Raw genomic sequence first — 16,259 nt, 5'->3', positions numbered from 1 at the left:
TCTTCAAACGATGTTGATCGACACCCACTGCCACCTCGACCCCAGCTACTTCCCCGAAGGCGAAGACGCCGTCCTCGAGCGAGCGCGTGGGGCCGGCGTCGAGGCCTTCGTCGTGATCGGGGTCGGCGAGGACCTCGGCCCCGCCCGCTTCGCCGCGGGCCTCGCCGCGAGGCGGCCCGACGTGTGGGCCTCGGTCGGCCTGCACCCGCACGACGCGCGTGTCCTCGACGGCGCGATGGAGGACGAGCTCGAGCGCCTCGCCCGAGAGCCACGCGTCAAGGCCGTCGGCGAGATCGGCCTCGACTATCACTACATGCACTCGCCGCGTGAGGCGCAAAAGGAGGTCTTCCGGCGCATGATCGCGCTCGCGCGGCGCGTCCGGAAGCCCATCGTGGTGCACACCCGCGAGGCCGCCGAGGACACGCTCTTGGTGCTCGAAGAGGAAGGCGCGCGTGAGGTCGGCGGCATCATCCACTGCTTCTCCGAGGATCGCGCCTTCGCCGAGCGGGCGCTCGCGCTCGGCTTCGACCTCTCCTTCTCGGGGATCGTGACGTTCAAGAACGCGCGCGCGATCCACGACGTCGCCGCGTGGGCGCCGCCCGATCGGATCCTCGTCGAGACGGACAGCCCGTACCTCGCGCCCATCCCGATGCGAGGCAAGCGGTGCGAGCCCGCGTATGTCGTGCACACGGCGCGCCGCGTCGCGGAGCTGCGGGGCGTGAGCTTCGACGTCCTCGCGGCGCAGACGACGGAGAACGCGCGGCGGCGGTTCGGGCTCGCCTGAAACGAGGCATACTGGAGGCGTGCGGGGCGCAGGCAGTCACCGGCTCGTCTCCGCGAGCTTCTTCTCGCTCGCTGTGCACCTCGCCCTGCTCGCGACGGGAGGCGCGCTGCTCGCGCGCGGCTCGCGCGCCGAACCAGGCCTCGCGCTTCGAGGTTTGCCCGTACCGCTGCGCGACGAGGTCGTGGAGATCGATCTGCCGACGCTGAGCGAAGGCTCGGTCGCCGGCGAGCTCGTCGAGCTGCCGGCCGTCGCCGTCCCGCGCGGGGGAGGGGAGGCCGAGCCGCGGCCCGACACGGGCGCGCGCGGGCGCGGCGGGTCGGACACCGCTCCTGCGCGCGCGACGAACCTCGCGGATCGACAGGACGATCGGTCACTCGTCACCGACGTGCCCTCGCGGATCGATCGCACGCAGGTCCCGCGCATCGACGCGGGCGCAGAGCGCGCCTCTCGCGAGGATCGACGCGCGAGCCGTGAGCCGATGGAGCTCACCTTCCTCGCGAGTGGTCGCTCCGGCAGCCGGCCCGAGCGACGCACGTACGCCGTGCACGATCCGTCCTCGGGGTGGCGCCGCGCCGGGCGCGCCACGCGGCGAGGTGGGGCGCTCGGGGTCGCGGCGCTGCCGCTGGAGGGCCTCGAGGCAACGCGGCCCGTGGGCGGCGCAGCGCAGGGCGTGGCCGTGCCTTCCGAGGGGCTCGGGGCGCGGGACGCTGCGGCGGGCAAGGACGCGCGCGCGAGCGCCGAGGTGCCTCTCGCGCGCCCGTGGGTGACGGCGGGGACGCCGTCGGTGCCCGCGGATCACGAGGGCAAGCCCAGGGACACGGTCGACAGCGAGCAGGAGGTCGCGCTCGCGCTCCAGTCGATCGTGCACGCGAGCACCGCCGGGGGCGCGCCGGGGGAGGGGGTCGGTGGGCAAAAGGGGCCCACGGCGCCGGGCGCGGGTGGCGCGGCGGGCCGAGGCTCCGTCGCCGATCCGCTCGGGACCGGGCAGGGACCGGGCCTCGATACGAGCGCGGTCGACAAGCGCCGCATGGACTACGTGCGCCGCGTGCTCGCGCGGATTCATCCGCTCTGGAAGGACGCGTTCCCGCGCTGGGCGATCGCGGAAGGGCGGGGCGGTACGGTCGTCGTGTCGTTCGTGATCCGCGCCGATGGCAGCGTCGCGAGCGCGCGCGTGGCGCGGCCGAGTGGCATCCCCGAGTTCGACGAGAACTGCCGGCAGGCCGTCCTGCGGGGCGCTCCCTTCGAGCCGCTCCCGCGCGAGCTCGGGCCCACGTTCGCCTGGTCGATGCCGTTCGTCGCGAAGAACCCTGCCGTTCGTCCTCCCGACCCTGCGCGCCCGTGATGCGTGGTGGGACCGGCGGGCCGAAGGGGCTGACCTTCGGCCTCTTCCGCACCGGCCTCCGCGTGGGTTTGCCCACGCTCATCACGAGGAAGCACCCCCGGGACGGTTTGCCTGCTTGACAGGCCCGTCTGCACTCGACATAGTGCGCGCCGCTTCCGCCGAAGTAGCTCAGCCGGCTAGAGCAGGCGTTTCATACGCGCCGGGTCGGGGGTTCGAGTCCCTCCTTCGGCACCAGCTTCAACCACCCGACGTCGCGGGGGCCGCAGCGCTCCCGCGACGCGTTTGGCTCGCTCCCGAGCGAGCTCCCGATGCGCGGGTGCGGGTCGTGGTCGTGCGGGTCCCCGCAGCCGACTTGCGCGCCGTCGTGGAGCTCTTCCGGGCGCCTCGCGCCGGGGCCGCCTTGGACGCCGTCGTGCGCTTCCCGGCGGCGGGGCGCGTCGTCTTCTTCGCGGCCGTGCGCTTCGTGGCGGCGGCCTTGCGCGTCGTCGTGCGCGTGGCCGTTTCCGTTCGTGCTCCTGCCTTGGGCGCCGCGGCCCGCTTGCCCGCGCTCTTCGCCCGCTTCGCCGCGCCCTTCGCCGTATCGGAAGCTTTACGCGTCGTCGTCGCTGTGCGCTTGGCAGCGCTCTTCGCGCGCGTGGTCGTCGTCTTGGAAGCCATGGTTCGTCCCTCTGCCACCGCGGTCTCGAGGCGCGATCCCATCGTTGGACCACGCGTTCCCCCGCCCCTCTTTTGCTCGCGAAGGTCGCGGTGACGTGCGTGCTCGTCGGCAAGGGTCGTGCCGAGCGCCGCGAACCGCGCGTGTTCTCGCGCCGGCGTGGCCGTGACGCGCGTGTTTCGCGCGGAGGAATGCGCCTTTGTCGCGACGTGTTCCGGAGAATCGAGCCACGCGGGGAGCTTCGTCGGGAGCGTCGCGCTGCCGCGCCGGGCGCCGCGAGACGCGCTGCGGCGCGCGAGCCCGGGTGTCACGGCCGGGGGCAATCGCGATCCGATCGATCCACGTGCGAGCAGGGAACGCACAGCCTGCTCGGTGGCCTGTCACGGGGTGGGACAGTCTTGCTCGACGTGAGCGCGGGCTCGGCTCGTCCGCGCGGAGCCGCCGAGGTCACGGCCGAACGACGACCGTCGTCCCTTCGCCCATCGCGTCGGTCACGCCGTGCCAACCCTCTGGCAGCTCCGGCCCGGACCAGTGGAAGAGCCGGCGCGCGTCGACGGGCGAGAGCGCGACAGCATGGAAAGTCTGCGCCTCCCCCAGCCCGTCGCCCCAGTACGTGCCCGTGAGCGCGTAACCCGGCTCGAACTCCATCACCCACGGCGCATCGTTGACGTCGAAGTCGCCGTGCACCTCGCGGCTGTCGAGCGCTGCAGTTACCAGTTTCTTTCGAACCCGGAACGTCCCGCGCGCCGTCGACGCGCTCTCCGCCGCGTCCTTCAGCACGTCGCGTCCCGACGAGATCAACGTCACGTAGACTGGCTTCTGCCCCTCGTAGGCCGTGAGCGTCTGGTTCGCCAGGCTCACGTCCATCCACTTCTGGTCGCCTTTGGCGAAATCCGGGAACTTCGTCCGGCGGACGATCACCACGAGGTCCTGCGCGCGTACCCAGTAGCCCTCGCGCGACTGCTCGAAGCGCACGCCGTTCACCGTCCGGAACTTCCCCGTCAGCGGCACGGCCGTGCGGCGCTCGAGCTCCTCCTCCTCGAGCGGCTCCGCCTCGCCCCTCTTGAGGTTCCACGCCGTCACGCCGGCCTTGTGCACGAAGGCCACGGGCAGCCCCACCTTCTCCACGTCGAGCCCGTGCCACGTCGTCCCCAGCGCTGGCCGCAGCCTGTCGATCGCGACCACGTGCCCCGACGGCGTCACCCCGAAGCGGCGGCCCTCCTCGCTCGCCTCGGGCGCGAGCGACGACGTGAACGACCCCGCCAGCGCCACGCCGCTGTTCTTGCGAAGCACCCCGCCCTCGAGGTCCGCCACGCGTGGCGCGAGCGGCGCGAGCGGCGGCACGACAGGCGAGGGGAACGCGAAGAACGAGCCCACCGTGCGCCGACCCACGTCGTTCGCGCCGAGGACCCCGGGCATGAGCACGGGTGGCCCCGTGGGCACGCCGCGTGGATCGAGCGGCACGTCGTCCGCCGCCGCGCCGAGCACCTCGTCGTCGAGCGCGCCGCGCCGCGACAGGTAACGCTTCAGATCCGGCTCCGCGTGGGCTTGCTCGGCGGGCATCGGCAGGCGCGTGTAGAGCGGCACGCCTTCGGTCCGCGCGCGGCCGTAACGATAGGGCAGGGGGCGCGAGAGATCCGGGCCGGGCGGCAGCGCGGCGGCGAGTGACGGATCCGTCGTCGCGGCCTCGCCCGCGCAGACGAAGCCGCGGGGGCGGACGACGTACCAGCCGCCTGGGCACTCCCTTCGCGTGAACGGCTCCGAGGACCGTGCGATCTGCGCCCCTGCGCGCAGCTCGCCCAGCGGCTTGCCCTTCGTGGAGGGCCGGTCGTACACCACGGTGCCGCTCTGCAGGACGACGAGCTTCGGGCCATCCGCGGGCGGCGACGGCACCTCGGGCGGGGGCTCGTCCGTGGGCTCGCCCTTCGCGAGCGCGGGGGCGCCGCCCTTGCAGCCGAGGGGCGCGAGCGCGAGCGCGGCGAGGAGGGAGAGGCCGAGGCGCGGGGACCGGATGTGCATCGAAGCGACGCTTGCCAGAGGTCGCTTCGAGGGGCCAAGTATCGGGCCGGCGCCTCTCTCGTCAGCCCTGCTCCCTGGTGGCCTCGTCGCCGAGCCAACCTGCCAGCGTGGCGAGGCCGAGCGCCACGATCGACAGCGCCATGCTCGCCGGCGGCGTCGGCCCTCCGGGGTGCGCGGCGCGCAGGACGAGGCTCACCGCGAAGGGCAGGAGCGCGCAGGCCGAGAGCCAGAGGAACAGGAAGCCGAGCTCCCGCGCGCGCGAGCCGGGCCGGTAGCCGAGGTGCAGGCGGGCGAAGAGCACCATCGACGCCGCGCCGCAGACGAGCCCCGCCGCGAGGTTCACGGCGGCCGCGACGCCCCAGACGTGCGCGCCCGAGAGCATCGCGACGACGTCGAAGGCGAGGGAGATCGCGAAGAAGACGAGCGGGAGCACGATGAGCAGCGTGTGCACGTCCCCGCGGCCAGCCTGCGCGATCGTTCTCATGGGGTCTCCGGGCGGGGGCGCTCGCGCCTCCGGGAGACTCGAAGTGAAAGGGTCGTGCCAGAGGGCGGCGCTTCGATCGCTACGCCCGTGATCTCCGTGTTCCCTGGTCTACGCGTTCCTCGGTCTACCTGTTCTCCGCGCTCCCCCGGCCTCCACGCGCCCGCACGTACGCGTCGACGAACCGGCGCTGCGCCTCCCGCAACGAAACGCGCCGCCGCGCGCCGATCCACGCGATGGCCTCGTCCACGCTCATCCCCTTGTGCAGGGCCAGGTAACACACGACGAGCGCCACGCTCCGGCCCACGCCGCTCGCGCAATGCACGTAGACCCGCTGCCCCTTCGCGACGTGCTCGGCCAGGAAACGGACCGCTCGGTCCGCGTCCTCGGGGCACGGGGCGTTCATGTCCCAGCAGGGGATCTGCAGGTACTCCATGCCCGCGGCGCGTAACGTGCCGATCGGCTCCACGAGCTCCGTCGTCGCGTTCACCACCGCGCGCACGCCCAGCCGCTCGAGCTCGGCGACGTCGCTCGGCAAGAGGAAGCCGCCGAGCAGGATCTCCGGCGTGATCCAGGTCCGCCAGCCTCGATCCGGCGAGAGCTCCGCCAGCGTCCGGCGCGCCGCGAGGAAGACGTAAAACGCGGCGCGGTAGGGGTGCAGCAGCGCGGGGTGCAGCGTCTTTGGAGGCGTCACACCTCGTTCTTGCAGCGCCGCGCGCCGCTCCGCCATGTCCCTTCAGCGTCGAGCTCGCCGGAGCAACGAGCGAACGTCGAAGAGCCCGAGCGCCGGGCAGAGCACCAGGAACGCCGCGCCGAACGTCCCGAGCGTCAACATCGCGCCGATCGCCGTGCCCGCGAGCGACGCGGGCAGCAGCGCGCGCACGGCCACGCCCGAGCCCACGGAGAGCGCGCCGAGCAACACGATCCGCCCCGCGCGCACCGCCTCGAGCCCGAGCCCGCCGAGCGCCCGCGAGAGCCGCATCCCCATCACGCACGTCTCCACCCAGCCCGCGATCACCGCGCCGAGCACCACGCCGAGCACGCCGAACGGCCGCATGAGCACGAGCGCGAGCGCCGTGCTCACCACCATCCGCAGCACCGCGAACCGCGCCGGCGTCTTCGTGTCGCCGAGCGCGTACGCCGTCGTCTGGAGCACGCGCCCCGCCGCGTTGCCGAGCAACGCGAAGCCGTACGCGGCGAGCAGCTCCTCGACCCGCGCCGTCGCCTCCCGGTCGAAGTGACCCGACTGGAGCAGCAGCGCCACGAGGTCGCCGCCGAGGAACACGAACACGAGCGTCGCCGGCACGGTCAAGACGGCGATCCGCGCGAGCGACGCGCCGAGCCGCGCGCGTACGGCCGCGTTCCTCTTCGCCACGTCCGCCTCGGCCGTGTGCCCGGACAGCTCGGGCAGCGCCGCCGCCGCCTCGCCCGTCCCGAGCACGCTCATCGGCAGGAGGTAAATCGTCTGCGCGTAGCCGAACGTCGCGGTCGCGCCCGTGCCCAGGAAGCTCACGAGCAACGTGTCGACGAGGCCCGAGATCTGGATGATCCCTCGACCCACGAGCGCGCCGGGCAACCTCGCCGCGGCCTCGCGCACGTGCGGATCCTTCGTGTCGAGCCGCGGCGTGATCCTCCCCCCGAGCAGCCTCCGCGCCGCTGGCAAGAGCACGACGAGCTGCAAGAACGCCCCCGCGAACGCGCCCCACGCGAGCGCCGTGGCGAGCGCGCCGCCGCGCTTGCCGAGCACCGCCCCTGCGACGACGAGCGCCACGATCTGCGCGACGCTCCACGCCACGGGCGCCGCGTACGGCAAGAAGAAGCGCCGGTGCGCGTTCAGCACCCCGAGCCCCCACGCCGACAGCACGAGCAGGCCCGTCATCGGGAAGACGATCCGCACGATCGTCACCGTGCCCGCGAGCTTCTCCTCCTCGAACCCGGCTGCGACGAGATACGAAAGCCACGGCGCGAACAACACGCCGAGCGCCGACGCCGCCACCACCACGACCAGCAAGAGCCCCAGCGCCGACCGCGCGAACCTCGCCGCCTCCTCGCCCTTGCCCTCGCCGCGGAGCCTCGCGTAGAGCGGGATGAACGTCGCGGACAACGTCCCTTCGCCCATCAGGTTCTGCGTGATGTTGCCGACGCGGAACGCGGCCGCGAGCATGTCCGCCCAGGCCGACGTGCCGAAGTAGTGCGCCATGACCCGCTGCCGCACGAGGCCCACGAGCCGCGACAGCACGATCCCCGCCGTCACGAGCGCCGCCGAGCGCGCGCCTCCCGTCGCCTTGGGGGCTGCTCCCTCGCCGCTTTTTGTCCCCGCCGCCAGCGACTGCTCGACGCTCTGCACGCGCCGCTTCTACCGCAAGGAGGCGCACGCTAGAATCGGCAGATGCGTGCCTCTTTCGCTTCCCGTGGGCTCCTTGCTTGCCTTCGAGCCTCCTCTGCCGGCCTTGCCCGGTCCTCCTTGGTCGGCGTGTTCGCCCTCGCCGTCACGGCTGCTTGTGGTCCGACCACGCGCACCGAGAACCCGGGCGCCGGCGGTGAAGGCGGCGAAACGTGGGGCCAGGGGCCCGGCGTGGGCGGCGCGGGCGCGGGCGGCTCGGGGCAGGGCGCCGCGGGCGGCGGCGGCGCGGGCCAGGGTGGCGCGGGCGCCGGGCCGATCGACGACTTCCAGGCCCTCACCCACATCGATCTCGGCGACGTCGAGCTGAACACCCTCGCGCCTTTCGAGGTCCCCGACCGCGCGATCGGCCTCACCGTCGTGGTCGGCGTGCCGGACTTGAACGACATCATCGGCATCAACCGGCTCCGCCCTCCCTCGGGCGAGTCGGTGATCTTCAACTACGCGCTGCCCGGCAAGACGAACCCTGTCTTCGCGAATTACGGCTGGGTCGGCGGGGCGAACCCGCAGTCCGACGCCGCGAACGCCTGGCCCATGCAGCAAGGCCAGTGGCGCATCGCGCTCGGCGACGACGACGGCTCGGTAACGAAGGCGCACGTCGACCTGTGGATTCGCCGCACGAAGGACGGCCTCTTCCATGGCGGCGTCGTCGACGTGAACGTCTTCCTCGCGCCGAACGCGAGCACGCAGAGCTACGTGAACCAGGTCCTCGCCGAGATGTTCATCGACTACGCGGGCCTCGACCTCGGCAAGGTGAACTTCTTCAGCCTCCCGTCGAGCGCGACCACCATCGGCACCTTCGAGGAGTATCGCCAGCTCCTCGCCTCCTCGGCGGGTATCGGCGACGCCCCGGCCTTGAACCTCTTCGTCACGGGCAGCTTCGGCGCCGACTTCGGCGACGCGATCGGCATCGCGGGTGGTATCCCCGGCAGCCCTGCGCGCCATGGCACCACCATGAGCGGCGTCGCGTACATGCCCTCGGGCAACCCCGAGTACGACGCCTCGGTCCTGCGCCACGAGGTCGGCCACCTCGCGGGCCTCTTCCACACGACCGAGTACTCCGTCGAGGAGACCGATCCGCTCAGCGACACGGTCGAGTGCCCCACGTCCGTCATGCAGGCGAACCCCAACAACTGCCCGGACGTCACGAACTCGATGTTCCCCATCGCCTTTGGCGCCCTCGAGCTCACCGAGGCGCAGAAGCGTGTCCTGCATGGAAGCGCGCTCTACCGCGGCATCCTCGAAGAGGGTGGTGCGCCCGCGCCCCCGCTCCCGCCGTCCGGCGGCGCGAAGGTCGCCTCGCCGCCTTCGCCGCTCGCCCCCGAGCCCCCGTTTGCCGTCGTCGCGACGCGCCGCTCGAACAAGCCTCTGCCTGCGTCGCCCACGCCGCTCGAGCGTGTGCTCGGCGCGGTCTGGTGCGCGCATGGCAAGACCGACTACGAGGGCCTCGCCATCCGCGTCGCCGGCGCCTCTGCGCCTGGCACGCTCCGCGCGCTCGTCGTCGACGACACCACCTCCGACATCCTCCGCGCCCGCGCGCTCGGCGCGTACGTGCGCGTGGCCGAGGGGGCCGAGCGCGCCCGTGCGATCACGCTCGCGGAGACCGTGGCGAAGAGGGACGACGCGAGCACCGATCTGCGCGTCGCGGCGCTCCGCTCGCTCGCTCGGTTCGCTCCTGTCGAGGCGCGCCGATCCGCTGCAACTGCAGCACAATCCGGAGATCCGGTCGTGCGAGCCGTGGCGGGGAGTCTGCGGGCAAAGTGACAGAAATGCTGTCTTTTCTGCGGTATGTCTTCGTGCTACGACAGTCGCGTTGCAGGGGGTACACGCAGAGGTCACGCGAGTGATGAGTCGTTTTGCAATCGCTGCTCTGGCAGACCTCCCCTGCCATCGCCGTCGCGCTCGAGACCGAGGAGGGCCGTGCTCGTGAGCGGAGAGCCTCGACTTCTCCCGTTGCGCATCTGCCTGGTCGACATGAACAACGGTCATGTCAACCAGGCGATGCGCTGCTTGCGTGGCATCGTGCAGACCTTCTTCGAGCGCGTGCGCCGGCACAACCCGGGCCTCGAGTGCGTGCTCGGCGAGGTCTCGCCGCGCGACACGCAGAACCCTGTCCCGCGCGACTACGACATGTACATCTCGACCGGCGGACCGGGCTCGCCCTACGACGGCGACGGCATGCCGTGGGTCACGGATTATTCGGGCTTCCTGGACCACGTGGTCGACTCGGCGATCCGCGGCGGCGAGGACCAGAGCGCGCTCTTCGCCATCTGTTACTCGTTCGAGATGGTCGTGCGCCATTTCCGCATCGCCGCGGTCGTCCCGCGGACCGAGCGCAAGTTCGGCGTCATGCCCATCTACACGACGCCGGAGGGCCAGGCGCATCCGCTGCTGCGCCCCTTCGGCGATCGCCTCTTCGCGTTCGAGCATCGGAGCTGGGAGGCTGTCGACCTCGACGAGCGCTTGCTCGAGTCCCTCGGCGGCTCGTTACTCGCGCGTGAGAGCCGCGACGGCATGTCGAAGGGCCGTGCCATCCTCGGCGTCGACGTCACGGCGGGCGTCGAGGCGGTCCAGTTCCACCCCGAGGCCGATCGTCCTGGTGTCATGAACTGGGTCTCTCGCCCCGAGCAAGCGGCCGCGTTCAAGGCGGCGTACGGCGAGGTCACCTACCAGGCGATGCTGCGCACGCTCGACGACCCGCGCCGCCTCGCCCGCACGTATGCCCTCGTGATCCCAGGCTGGATGTCCCGGCGCTTCAACATGCTCGCGCCGTGCCGCGGCTACGAGGAGCTACCTCCGCCGAGCGAAGGCCAGGCCGACATCTTCGCGTCGCCGCCGATCCAGGACAGGCCCGCTCAGGCTGCTTCTGCCTAGCTGAATCGCCTCACCCCCACCTGCCTAGCTGAATCGCCTCACCCCCAACCCCTCTCCCTCCGGGAGAGGGGAGAAGAATTCCGTTCTTACCCCCCTCTCCACGGAGTGGAGAGGGGATGGGGGTGAGGCCCGCTTTCCTTCAGGCCCGATCTCGCCTAGAGACGCGCGCGGAGGATGTGATGCACATCGACGAGTCGACAGTGAAGAGGGCCGTCCACACGATCCAGATGCTCGCGGTCGACGCCGTCGAGAAGGCGAACTCCGGCCACCCGGGCGCGCCGATGGGCCTCGCCTCGATCACGTTCGAGATCTTCACGCGGCACCTGCGTTACGACCCGAAGGACCCGAGCTGGCCGGATCGCGACCGCTTCGTCCTCTCCGCGGGCCACGCCTCGATGCTGCTCTACAGCCTGCTCCACCTCGCGGGGTACGACCTCTCCCTCGACGAGCTCAAGCGCTTCCGCCAGCTCGGCTCGCGCACGCCGGGCCACCCCGAGGTGCACCTGACGCCCGGGGTCGAGGTCACGACGGGCCCGCTCGGCCAGGGCATCTCCACCGCCGTCGGCATGGCCGCCGCGCTGAAGATGATGGAGGCGCGTTTCGCCGGGAAGGGTGACGTCGCCACGGCGCGTGTCTTCGGCATCGCCTCCGACGGCGACCTCATGGAGGGCGTCTCGGCCGAGGCCTCGAGCCTCGCGGGCCACCTCGGCCTCTCGAACCTCGTCTTTTTCTACGACGACAACCGCATCACCATCGACGGCAAGACCGACCTCGCCTTCAGCGAGGACGTGGGCAAGCGGTACGAGTCCTACGGCTGGTTCGTGCAGAGCATCGACGGCCACGACCACGCGCAGATCCGCGCCGCGCTCGACGCGGCCGTCGCCGAGCCTCGGCGACCCTCGCTCATCGTCGCGCGTACGACCATCGGCTACGGCTCGCCTGGCAAGGCGAACAGCGCCAAGGCGCACGGCGAGCCGCTCGGCGCCAAGGAGGTCGAGGCGACCAAGAAGGCCATCGGCTGGCCCACCGAGCCCACCTTCCTCGTCCCGGACGACGTCCGCGCGATCTTCACGACGCGCCAAGCCGAGGGCCAGAAGGCGCACGAGACCTGGAAGCAGGCCATGCGCGACCTCGAGCAGAAGGACGCCGAGGCCGCCGCGCTCTACCGCCGCCTCGTCGCGCGTGACGTCCCCGAGAACCTCTTCGACGAGCTCGTCAAGGCTGCGCCTCGCAAGGACGCCGCCACGCGCCAGCATGCCGGCGTCATCGAGCAACGCGCCGCGGCCCTCGTGCCCTCGCTCGTCGGCGGATCGGCCGACCTCAACCCGTCCACGAAGACCTACATCGAGGGCTCCCCGGCCATCCAGAAGGGCGCCTTCGACGGCCGCAACATCCACTTCGGCGTCCGCGAGCATGCGATGGGCGCCTTCGTCAACGGCCTCGCGCTCGCGGGTGGCTTCATCCCGTTTGGCTCGACCTTCCTCGTCTTCGCGGACTACATGCGCCCGGCGATCCGCATGGCGGCCCTCTCGGAGCTGCACAGCGTCTTCGTCTTCACGCATGATAGCGTCTTCCTCGGCGAGGACGGCCCCACGCACCAGCCCATCGAGCACCTCTGGTCGCTCCGCCTCATCCCGAACGTCGACGTCGTCCGCCCTGCGGACAGCCTCGAATGCGCGGCGGCCTGGGCGCACGCGCTCCTCCGCCGCTCGGGCCCGACCGCGCTCGCGCTCACGCGCCAGAAGGTGCCCGAGCTCCCGCGCCCCGAGGGCTTCGACCCGAAGGTGATGCTGCGGGGTGGTTACGTCCTCGCGGATTCGACGACGAACCCGCCCGCGGTGGTGATCATCGCGACGGGCTCGGAGGTGGGGCTGGCGATGGAGGCGAAGAAGATCCTGGAGGCGGAGGGCGACCGCGTGCGCGTCGTCTCGATGCCCTGCCTGGAGCAGTTCCAGCGGCAGGATCAGGCCTACCGCGAGGAGGTCCTGCCTCCGGGCACGCCACGCGTGGTGATCGAGGCGGGCGTGACGGCGCCGTGGCGCGCGCTGGTCGGCGAGCGCGGGCTGGTGATCGGCCGCGACGACTTCGGCGCTTCGGCTCCGGACAAGGACCTGGCCAAGGCGTTCGGGTTCACGGCGGACGTGGTGGCGGGGAAGATCCGGGTGATGCGGCGTGCGTGAAGGGGTCCGGACGCGCCGATACGTCTTCGCACCCGCTGCATGTCCCCTCCCGGACGTCCGGATCTCGGCTCGCACCCGCTGCATGACCCCTCCCGGACGTCCGGATCTCGGCTCGCACCCGCTGCATGTCCCCTCCCGGACGTCCGGATCCCCGTCCGCACCCGCTGCATGACCCCTCCCGGACGTCCGGATCTCCGCTTGCACCGCGTGTGAGGGGCTCCCGGGACATCCGGAAGCCCGTGCGCACCGCCTGCAAAGGGCCCTCGGCATGCGCCGAGCCCTCGGCGCACCGCCTGCAAAGGCCTCCCGGGACGCGGCGACCTCTCTTCGCACCCCCTGCAAGGGACCTCCGGGCCGTTCGGACCTCTCGTCGCACCCTTTCCAGCCTTTTTTGGTAGGATGCCTCTCCACCCGGTCCGCGTCCGGGCCAAGGAGAGCACCATGGCGGGCACCGTCCATTTCCGCACCTGCAACCTCTGCGAAGCCATGTGCGGCCTGCGCGTCACCGTGGAGGACAACCGCGTCGTCGACATTCGTGGCGATCGGGACGACGTCTTCTCGCGTGGCCATATCTGCCCCAAGGGCCCGGCCATGCGCGAGCTCCAGGAGGATCCGGATCGCCTCCGCTTCCCCATGCGCCGCACCCATTCCGGATTTGCGCGCATGAGCTGGGACGAGGCCCTCTCCGAGGCCGCCGAGCGCCTCGCCGCCCTCCAGCGCGAGCACGGCCCCGATTCCGTCGGTATGTACCTCGGCAACCCCGCCGCGCACGGGCACGGCGCCATCCTCGGCGCGAACCTCCTCGGAATGGCGCTCGGCACGAAGAGCCGATTCGACAGTAACTCCCAGGACGCCAACCCGCGCATTTATGCCGCCCTCGAGATGTACGGCGACGCCACGAGCCTGACCATCCCCGACATCGACCACACCGAGTATTTCCTCGTCTTCGGCGCGAACCCCGCGGCCTCGAACGGCAGCATCATGAGCCTCGGCGACGTGCGCGGCAGGCTCGCCGGCGTCCGCGAGCGTGGCGGGAAGTTCATCCTCTTCGACCCCCGCAAGACCGAGACCGTCGCGTACGCCGACGAGCACCATTTCATTCGCCCCGGCGCCGACGCGGCCCTGATCCTCGGGATGCTCCACGTCATCTTCGAGGAGAACCTCCACGACCCACGCGCCATTGCGGACATCGCCGACGGCCTCTCCGAGCTCCGCGCCGTGGCCGCGCGTTTCTCCCCGGAGCGGATCGCCGGCCCCACGGGCGTGCCCGCCGACGTCGTGCGCCGCATCGCCCGCGAGTTCGCCCGCGCCCCGCGCGCCGTCGCGTATGGCCGCATGGGCGTCTCCACGAGCGCCTTCGGCCCGCTCGGCAGCTTCCTCGTCGACGCCCTCAATGTCGTCACGGGCCATTTCGATCGCCCCGGCGGCGCCATGTTCACGACCCCCGCCGTGGACGTCGTGCGTGTCGCGCGGATCCTCGGCATGGGCGGCCACGGCCGCTTCCGCTCGCGGGTCCGGGGATTGCCCGAGGTCGGCGGCAACCTGCCCGCCACGACCATGGCCGAGGAAATGGAGACGCCCGGCCCGGGGCAGCTCCGCGGGCTCGTCACCGTCGCGGGCAACCCCGTCCTCTCCGTCCCGAATGGGGAGCGCATCGCAAAGGCCCTGTCCAAGCTCGATTTCATGGTCTCGGTCGACATCTACCTGAACGAGACGACCCGGAACGCCCACCTCGTCCTGCCGCCGCGGTATGCGCTCGAGCGTAGCCATTACGATCTGCTCTTCCACTCCCTCGCGGTCCGTAACACCACGAAATGGTCGGCGCCCGTGATCGAGCCCCCGCCCGACACGAAAGAGGACGCGGAGATCCTCGTTGGCCTCGCGGCGCGCCTGCTCGGCAAGCGCCTCACGCCGGGGCCACTCGGCGCCGTCGCCGAGAAGCTCGTCGGGCTCCTGAACCAGCTCGGGACCGACGGCCTGCTCGACGTTTTGCTCCGCGTCGGCCCCCATGGCGACAAATTCCTCCCGTTCTCGAAGGGGCTCAACCTCGAGAAATTGAAAAAAGCCGAACACGGCGTCGACCTCGGGCCGCTCCAGCCCATGCACCGAGCGCGCGTGCGCACGAGGACCGGAAAGGTGCGCCTCGCGCCGCCCGCGATCCTCGCCGATGTCCCGCGGCTCGAGCGATTCCTTGACGAGGCGAGCGCGGCGGGCCTCGTGCTCATCGGGCGGCGGCATTTGCGGAGCAACAACTCCTGGATGCACAACGTGCCTTCGCTCGTGAAGGGCCCGGATCGCTCGACGTTGCTCGTGCATCCGACGGACGCCGAGAGGCTCGGGCTCTCCTCGGGGGCGCGCGTGCGCGTGCGGAGCCGCGTGGGGGAGGTCGTCGTGGGCTTGACCGTGACCGAGGACGTGATGCCGGGCGTCGTGAGCCTGCCGCACGGGCACGGGCACGCGGCGGCGGCCGATACGCTGCGCGTCGCGGGCAACGTGCCGGGCGTGAACGCGAATGCGATCACGGACGATCTGCACGTCGAGCCGCTCACGGGGACGGCGATTCTGAATGGGGTGCCGGTGACGGTGGAGGCGCTCTGATCAGGGCGTCGCGCCCTTGCATTGCTCGCCCTTGAAGAGCGGATCGATCGGCCCGCAGGCCATCATGTCGCATTTCAACGACTGGCATTCGAGGGGGCTCTGGCAGGCCGAGCCCTCGACCTTCGCCTCGGTGCAGACCATCGTGGTCGCGTCGCAATAGGCGCCGAGGCCACACGAGAGATCGAGCGGGCTCGGGGTGCACGCCTCGCCGAGCTCGAGCGCCGGCTTGCACAGGCCCTTCATCGCCAGGAAATCGAAATCGCAGTAGAGCCCCTGATCGCAGAGCTCCTTCGCGTCGGCGCTGACCGCGCAGGTCGAGTCGAGCGGCAAGAACCGCGTCGCCGAGCATTTCTTCGTCGCGTCGTCACACGCGACGATCTCGCGCTTCTCGACCGACGAGGCGCATTGCGCGTCGCGCTCGCAGGTCGAGCCCTCCGGCAGCTTGCCCGCGAAGACCTTCGCGCACGGGGCGAGGTCCTCGGGCGCGGCGTAGAAGTCGGGGATCGTCAGGAAACACTTCTCGGCGTAAGGCACGAGCGCGGCGGCGCAGGCGTCGATGCTATCGCCGTCGAAGGTCATGAGGCCCATCTCGACGTCGGCCACGTTCTGCTCGCAGACGTCGATCTCGTACGCGATACACGTGGCCTCGTCGTAGCCGTCGCCCTTCTCGCAGCACGACTTGCGCACCTCGCAGAGCTGCGGCGCGATTTGCGCGCAGACGTTGTCGAGCGTGTACTTCGGCGGCGGCGGCGGCGTGCCGCCGGTATCGTCGCCACACGCGGCGAGCCCGAGGGCGAACGTCGCGGCGAGCAGGGGGAGCGTCGAGAGAAGTCGAGGAAGAGGCCGTTGAAAGATCATGGAAGCGAGGATCGCATGGCCCCTCGGCGCGGCACAAGAGCCGAGCTGGACGAAGACGCTTGGCGCG

12 protein-coding genes and 1 tRNA gene are annotated in these 16,259 nt (G+C 71.3%); 7 read left to right on the top strand and 6 right to left on the bottom strand.

Annotated features, from left to right (window positions below; genetic code table 11):
* Positions 1 to 10 precede the first annotated feature (10 nt).
* The 3 genes from GF068_RS02660 (at position 11) to GF068_RS02650 (ending at position 2,360) form a co-directional block, all read left to right on the top strand.
* On the top strand, positions 11 to 784 hold the full coding sequence (locus GF068_RS02660) for a TatD family hydrolase (protein ID WP_153817698.1): 774 nt from the start codon (positions 11 to 13) through the stop codon (positions 782 to 784).
* Positions 785 to 803: 19 nt separating this feature from the next.
* Complete coding sequence (locus tag GF068_RS46830; protein ID WP_153817697.1) at positions 804 to 2,126, top strand: TonB family protein; 1,323 nt, start codon at positions 804 to 806, stop codon at positions 2,124 to 2,126.
* Between the two features lie 157 nt (positions 2,127 to 2,283).
* Positions 2,284 to 2,360 (top strand) — tRNA-Met (locus GF068_RS02650).
* 3 nt (positions 2,361 to 2,363) lie between these two features.
* Here GF068_RS02650 and GF068_RS02645 read toward each other — a convergent pair.
* The 5 genes from GF068_RS02645 to murJ form a co-directional block, all read right to left on the bottom strand.
* Positions 2,364 to 2,783 carry a hypothetical protein gene (locus tag GF068_RS02645; protein WP_153817696.1) on the bottom strand — a complete coding sequence of 140 codons (420 nt, stop codon included), beginning with the start codon at positions 2,781 to 2,783 and terminating at the stop codon, positions 2,364 to 2,366.
* Between the two features lie 445 nt (positions 2,784 to 3,228).
* The gene (locus GF068_RS02640; RefSeq protein WP_153817695.1) at positions 3,229 to 4,800 is read right to left on the bottom strand and encodes a L,D-transpeptidase; all 1,572 of its coding nucleotides are present in this window, start codon (positions 4,798 to 4,800) and stop codon (positions 3,229 to 3,231) included.
* Positions 4,801 to 4,861: 61 nt separating this feature from the next.
* Positions 4,862 to 5,284 carry a DUF2231 domain-containing protein gene (locus GF068_RS02635; protein WP_153817694.1) on the bottom strand — a complete coding sequence of 141 codons (423 nt, stop codon included), beginning with the start codon at positions 5,282 to 5,284 and terminating at the stop codon, positions 4,862 to 4,864.
* A 124-nt stretch (positions 5,285 to 5,408) separates the two neighbouring features.
* Entirely contained in the window at positions 5,409 to 6,011 is a 603-nt protein-coding gene (locus GF068_RS02630; RefSeq protein WP_153817693.1) for a protein-tyrosine phosphatase family protein, read from the bottom strand.
* Between the two features lie 6 nt (positions 6,012 to 6,017).
* A complete protein-coding gene (gene murJ, locus GF068_RS02625) occupies positions 6,018 to 7,628 on the bottom strand; it encodes a murein biosynthesis integral membrane protein MurJ (protein WP_338046177.1) in 1,611 nt (536 codons plus the stop codon).
* A 117-nt stretch (positions 7,629 to 7,745) separates the two neighbouring features.
* On the opposite strand from murJ, the gene GF068_RS02620 reads away from it, so the two are divergent.
* The 4 genes from GF068_RS02620 to GF068_RS02605 all read left to right on the top strand — a co-directional run bounded on the left by GF068_RS02620 (position 7,746) and on the right by GF068_RS02605 (position 15,334).
* Positions 7,746 to 9,446, top strand: coding sequence for a zinc metalloprotease (locus tag GF068_RS02620; protein ID WP_153817692.1), 1,701 nt, complete (start codon positions 7,746 to 7,748; stop codon positions 9,444 to 9,446).
* Positions 9,447 to 9,656: 210 nt separating this feature from the next.
* Positions 9,657 to 10,556 (top strand): type 1 glutamine amidotransferase family protein, encoded by a 900-nt coding sequence (locus GF068_RS02615; protein WP_240806579.1) that lies wholly within the window; start codon positions 9,657 to 9,659, stop codon positions 10,554 to 10,556.
* Between the two features lie 179 nt (positions 10,557 to 10,735).
* Positions 10,736 to 12,736 (top strand): transketolase, encoded by a 2,001-nt coding sequence (tkt, locus tag GF068_RS02610; protein WP_153817691.1) that lies wholly within the window; start codon positions 10,736 to 10,738, stop codon positions 12,734 to 12,736.
* A 441-nt stretch (positions 12,737 to 13,177) separates the two neighbouring features.
* Entirely contained in the window at positions 13,178 to 15,334 is a 2,157-nt protein-coding gene (locus GF068_RS02605; protein WP_153817690.1) for a molybdopterin-dependent oxidoreductase, read from the top strand.
* Here the strand turns inward: GF068_RS02605 and GF068_RS02600 are convergent, their stop codons facing one another.
* Positions 15,335 to 16,192, bottom strand: a complete 858-nt coding sequence (locus GF068_RS02600) for a hypothetical protein (RefSeq protein WP_153817689.1) — start codon at positions 16,190 to 16,192, stop codon at positions 15,335 to 15,337. It abuts the gene before it with no gap.
* Positions 16,193 to 16,259: the final 67 nt, after the last annotated feature.

The sequence above is a fragment of the Polyangium spumosum genome (assembly GCF_009649845.1).
Lineage (GTDB): Bacteria > Myxococcota_A > Polyangia > Polyangiales > Polyangiaceae > Polyangium > Polyangium spumosum.
This window is presented reverse-complemented; position numbering and strand designations above follow the sequence as displayed.

Excerpts from the sequence above, each read along its gene's own strand:
- GF068_RS02605 (WP_153817690.1), top strand. The coding sequence starts at position 13,178 with ATGGCGGGCACCGTCCATTTCCGCACCTGCAACCTCTGCGAAGCCATG.
- GF068_RS02645 (WP_153817696.1), bottom strand. The coding sequence starts at position 2,783 with ATGGCTTCCAAGACGACGACCACGCGCGCGAAGAGCGCTGCCAAGCGC.
- GF068_RS02600 (WP_153817689.1), bottom strand. The coding sequence starts at position 16,192 with ATGATCTTTCAACGGCCTCTTCCTCGACTTCTCTCGACGCTCCCCCTG.
- tkt (WP_153817691.1), top strand. The coding sequence starts at position 10,736 with ATGCACATCGACGAGTCGACAGTGAAGAGGGCCGTCCACACGATCCAG.
- GF068_RS02615 (WP_240806579.1), top strand. The coding sequence starts at position 9,657 with ATGAACAACGGTCATGTCAACCAGGCGATGCGCTGCTTGCGTGGCATC.
- GF068_RS02640 (WP_153817695.1), bottom strand. The coding sequence starts at position 4,800 with ATGCACATCCGGTCCCCGCGCCTCGGCCTCTCCCTCCTCGCCGCGCTC.
- GF068_RS02660 (WP_153817698.1), top strand. The coding sequence starts at position 11 with ATGTTGATCGACACCCACTGCCACCTCGACCCCAGCTACTTCCCCGAA.
- GF068_RS02630 (WP_153817693.1), bottom strand. The coding sequence starts at position 6,011 with ATGGCGGAGCGGCGCGCGGCGCTGCAAGAACGAGGTGTGACGCCTCCA.
- GF068_RS02635 (WP_153817694.1), bottom strand. The coding sequence starts at position 5,284 with ATGAGAACGATCGCGCAGGCTGGCCGCGGGGACGTGCACACGCTGCTC.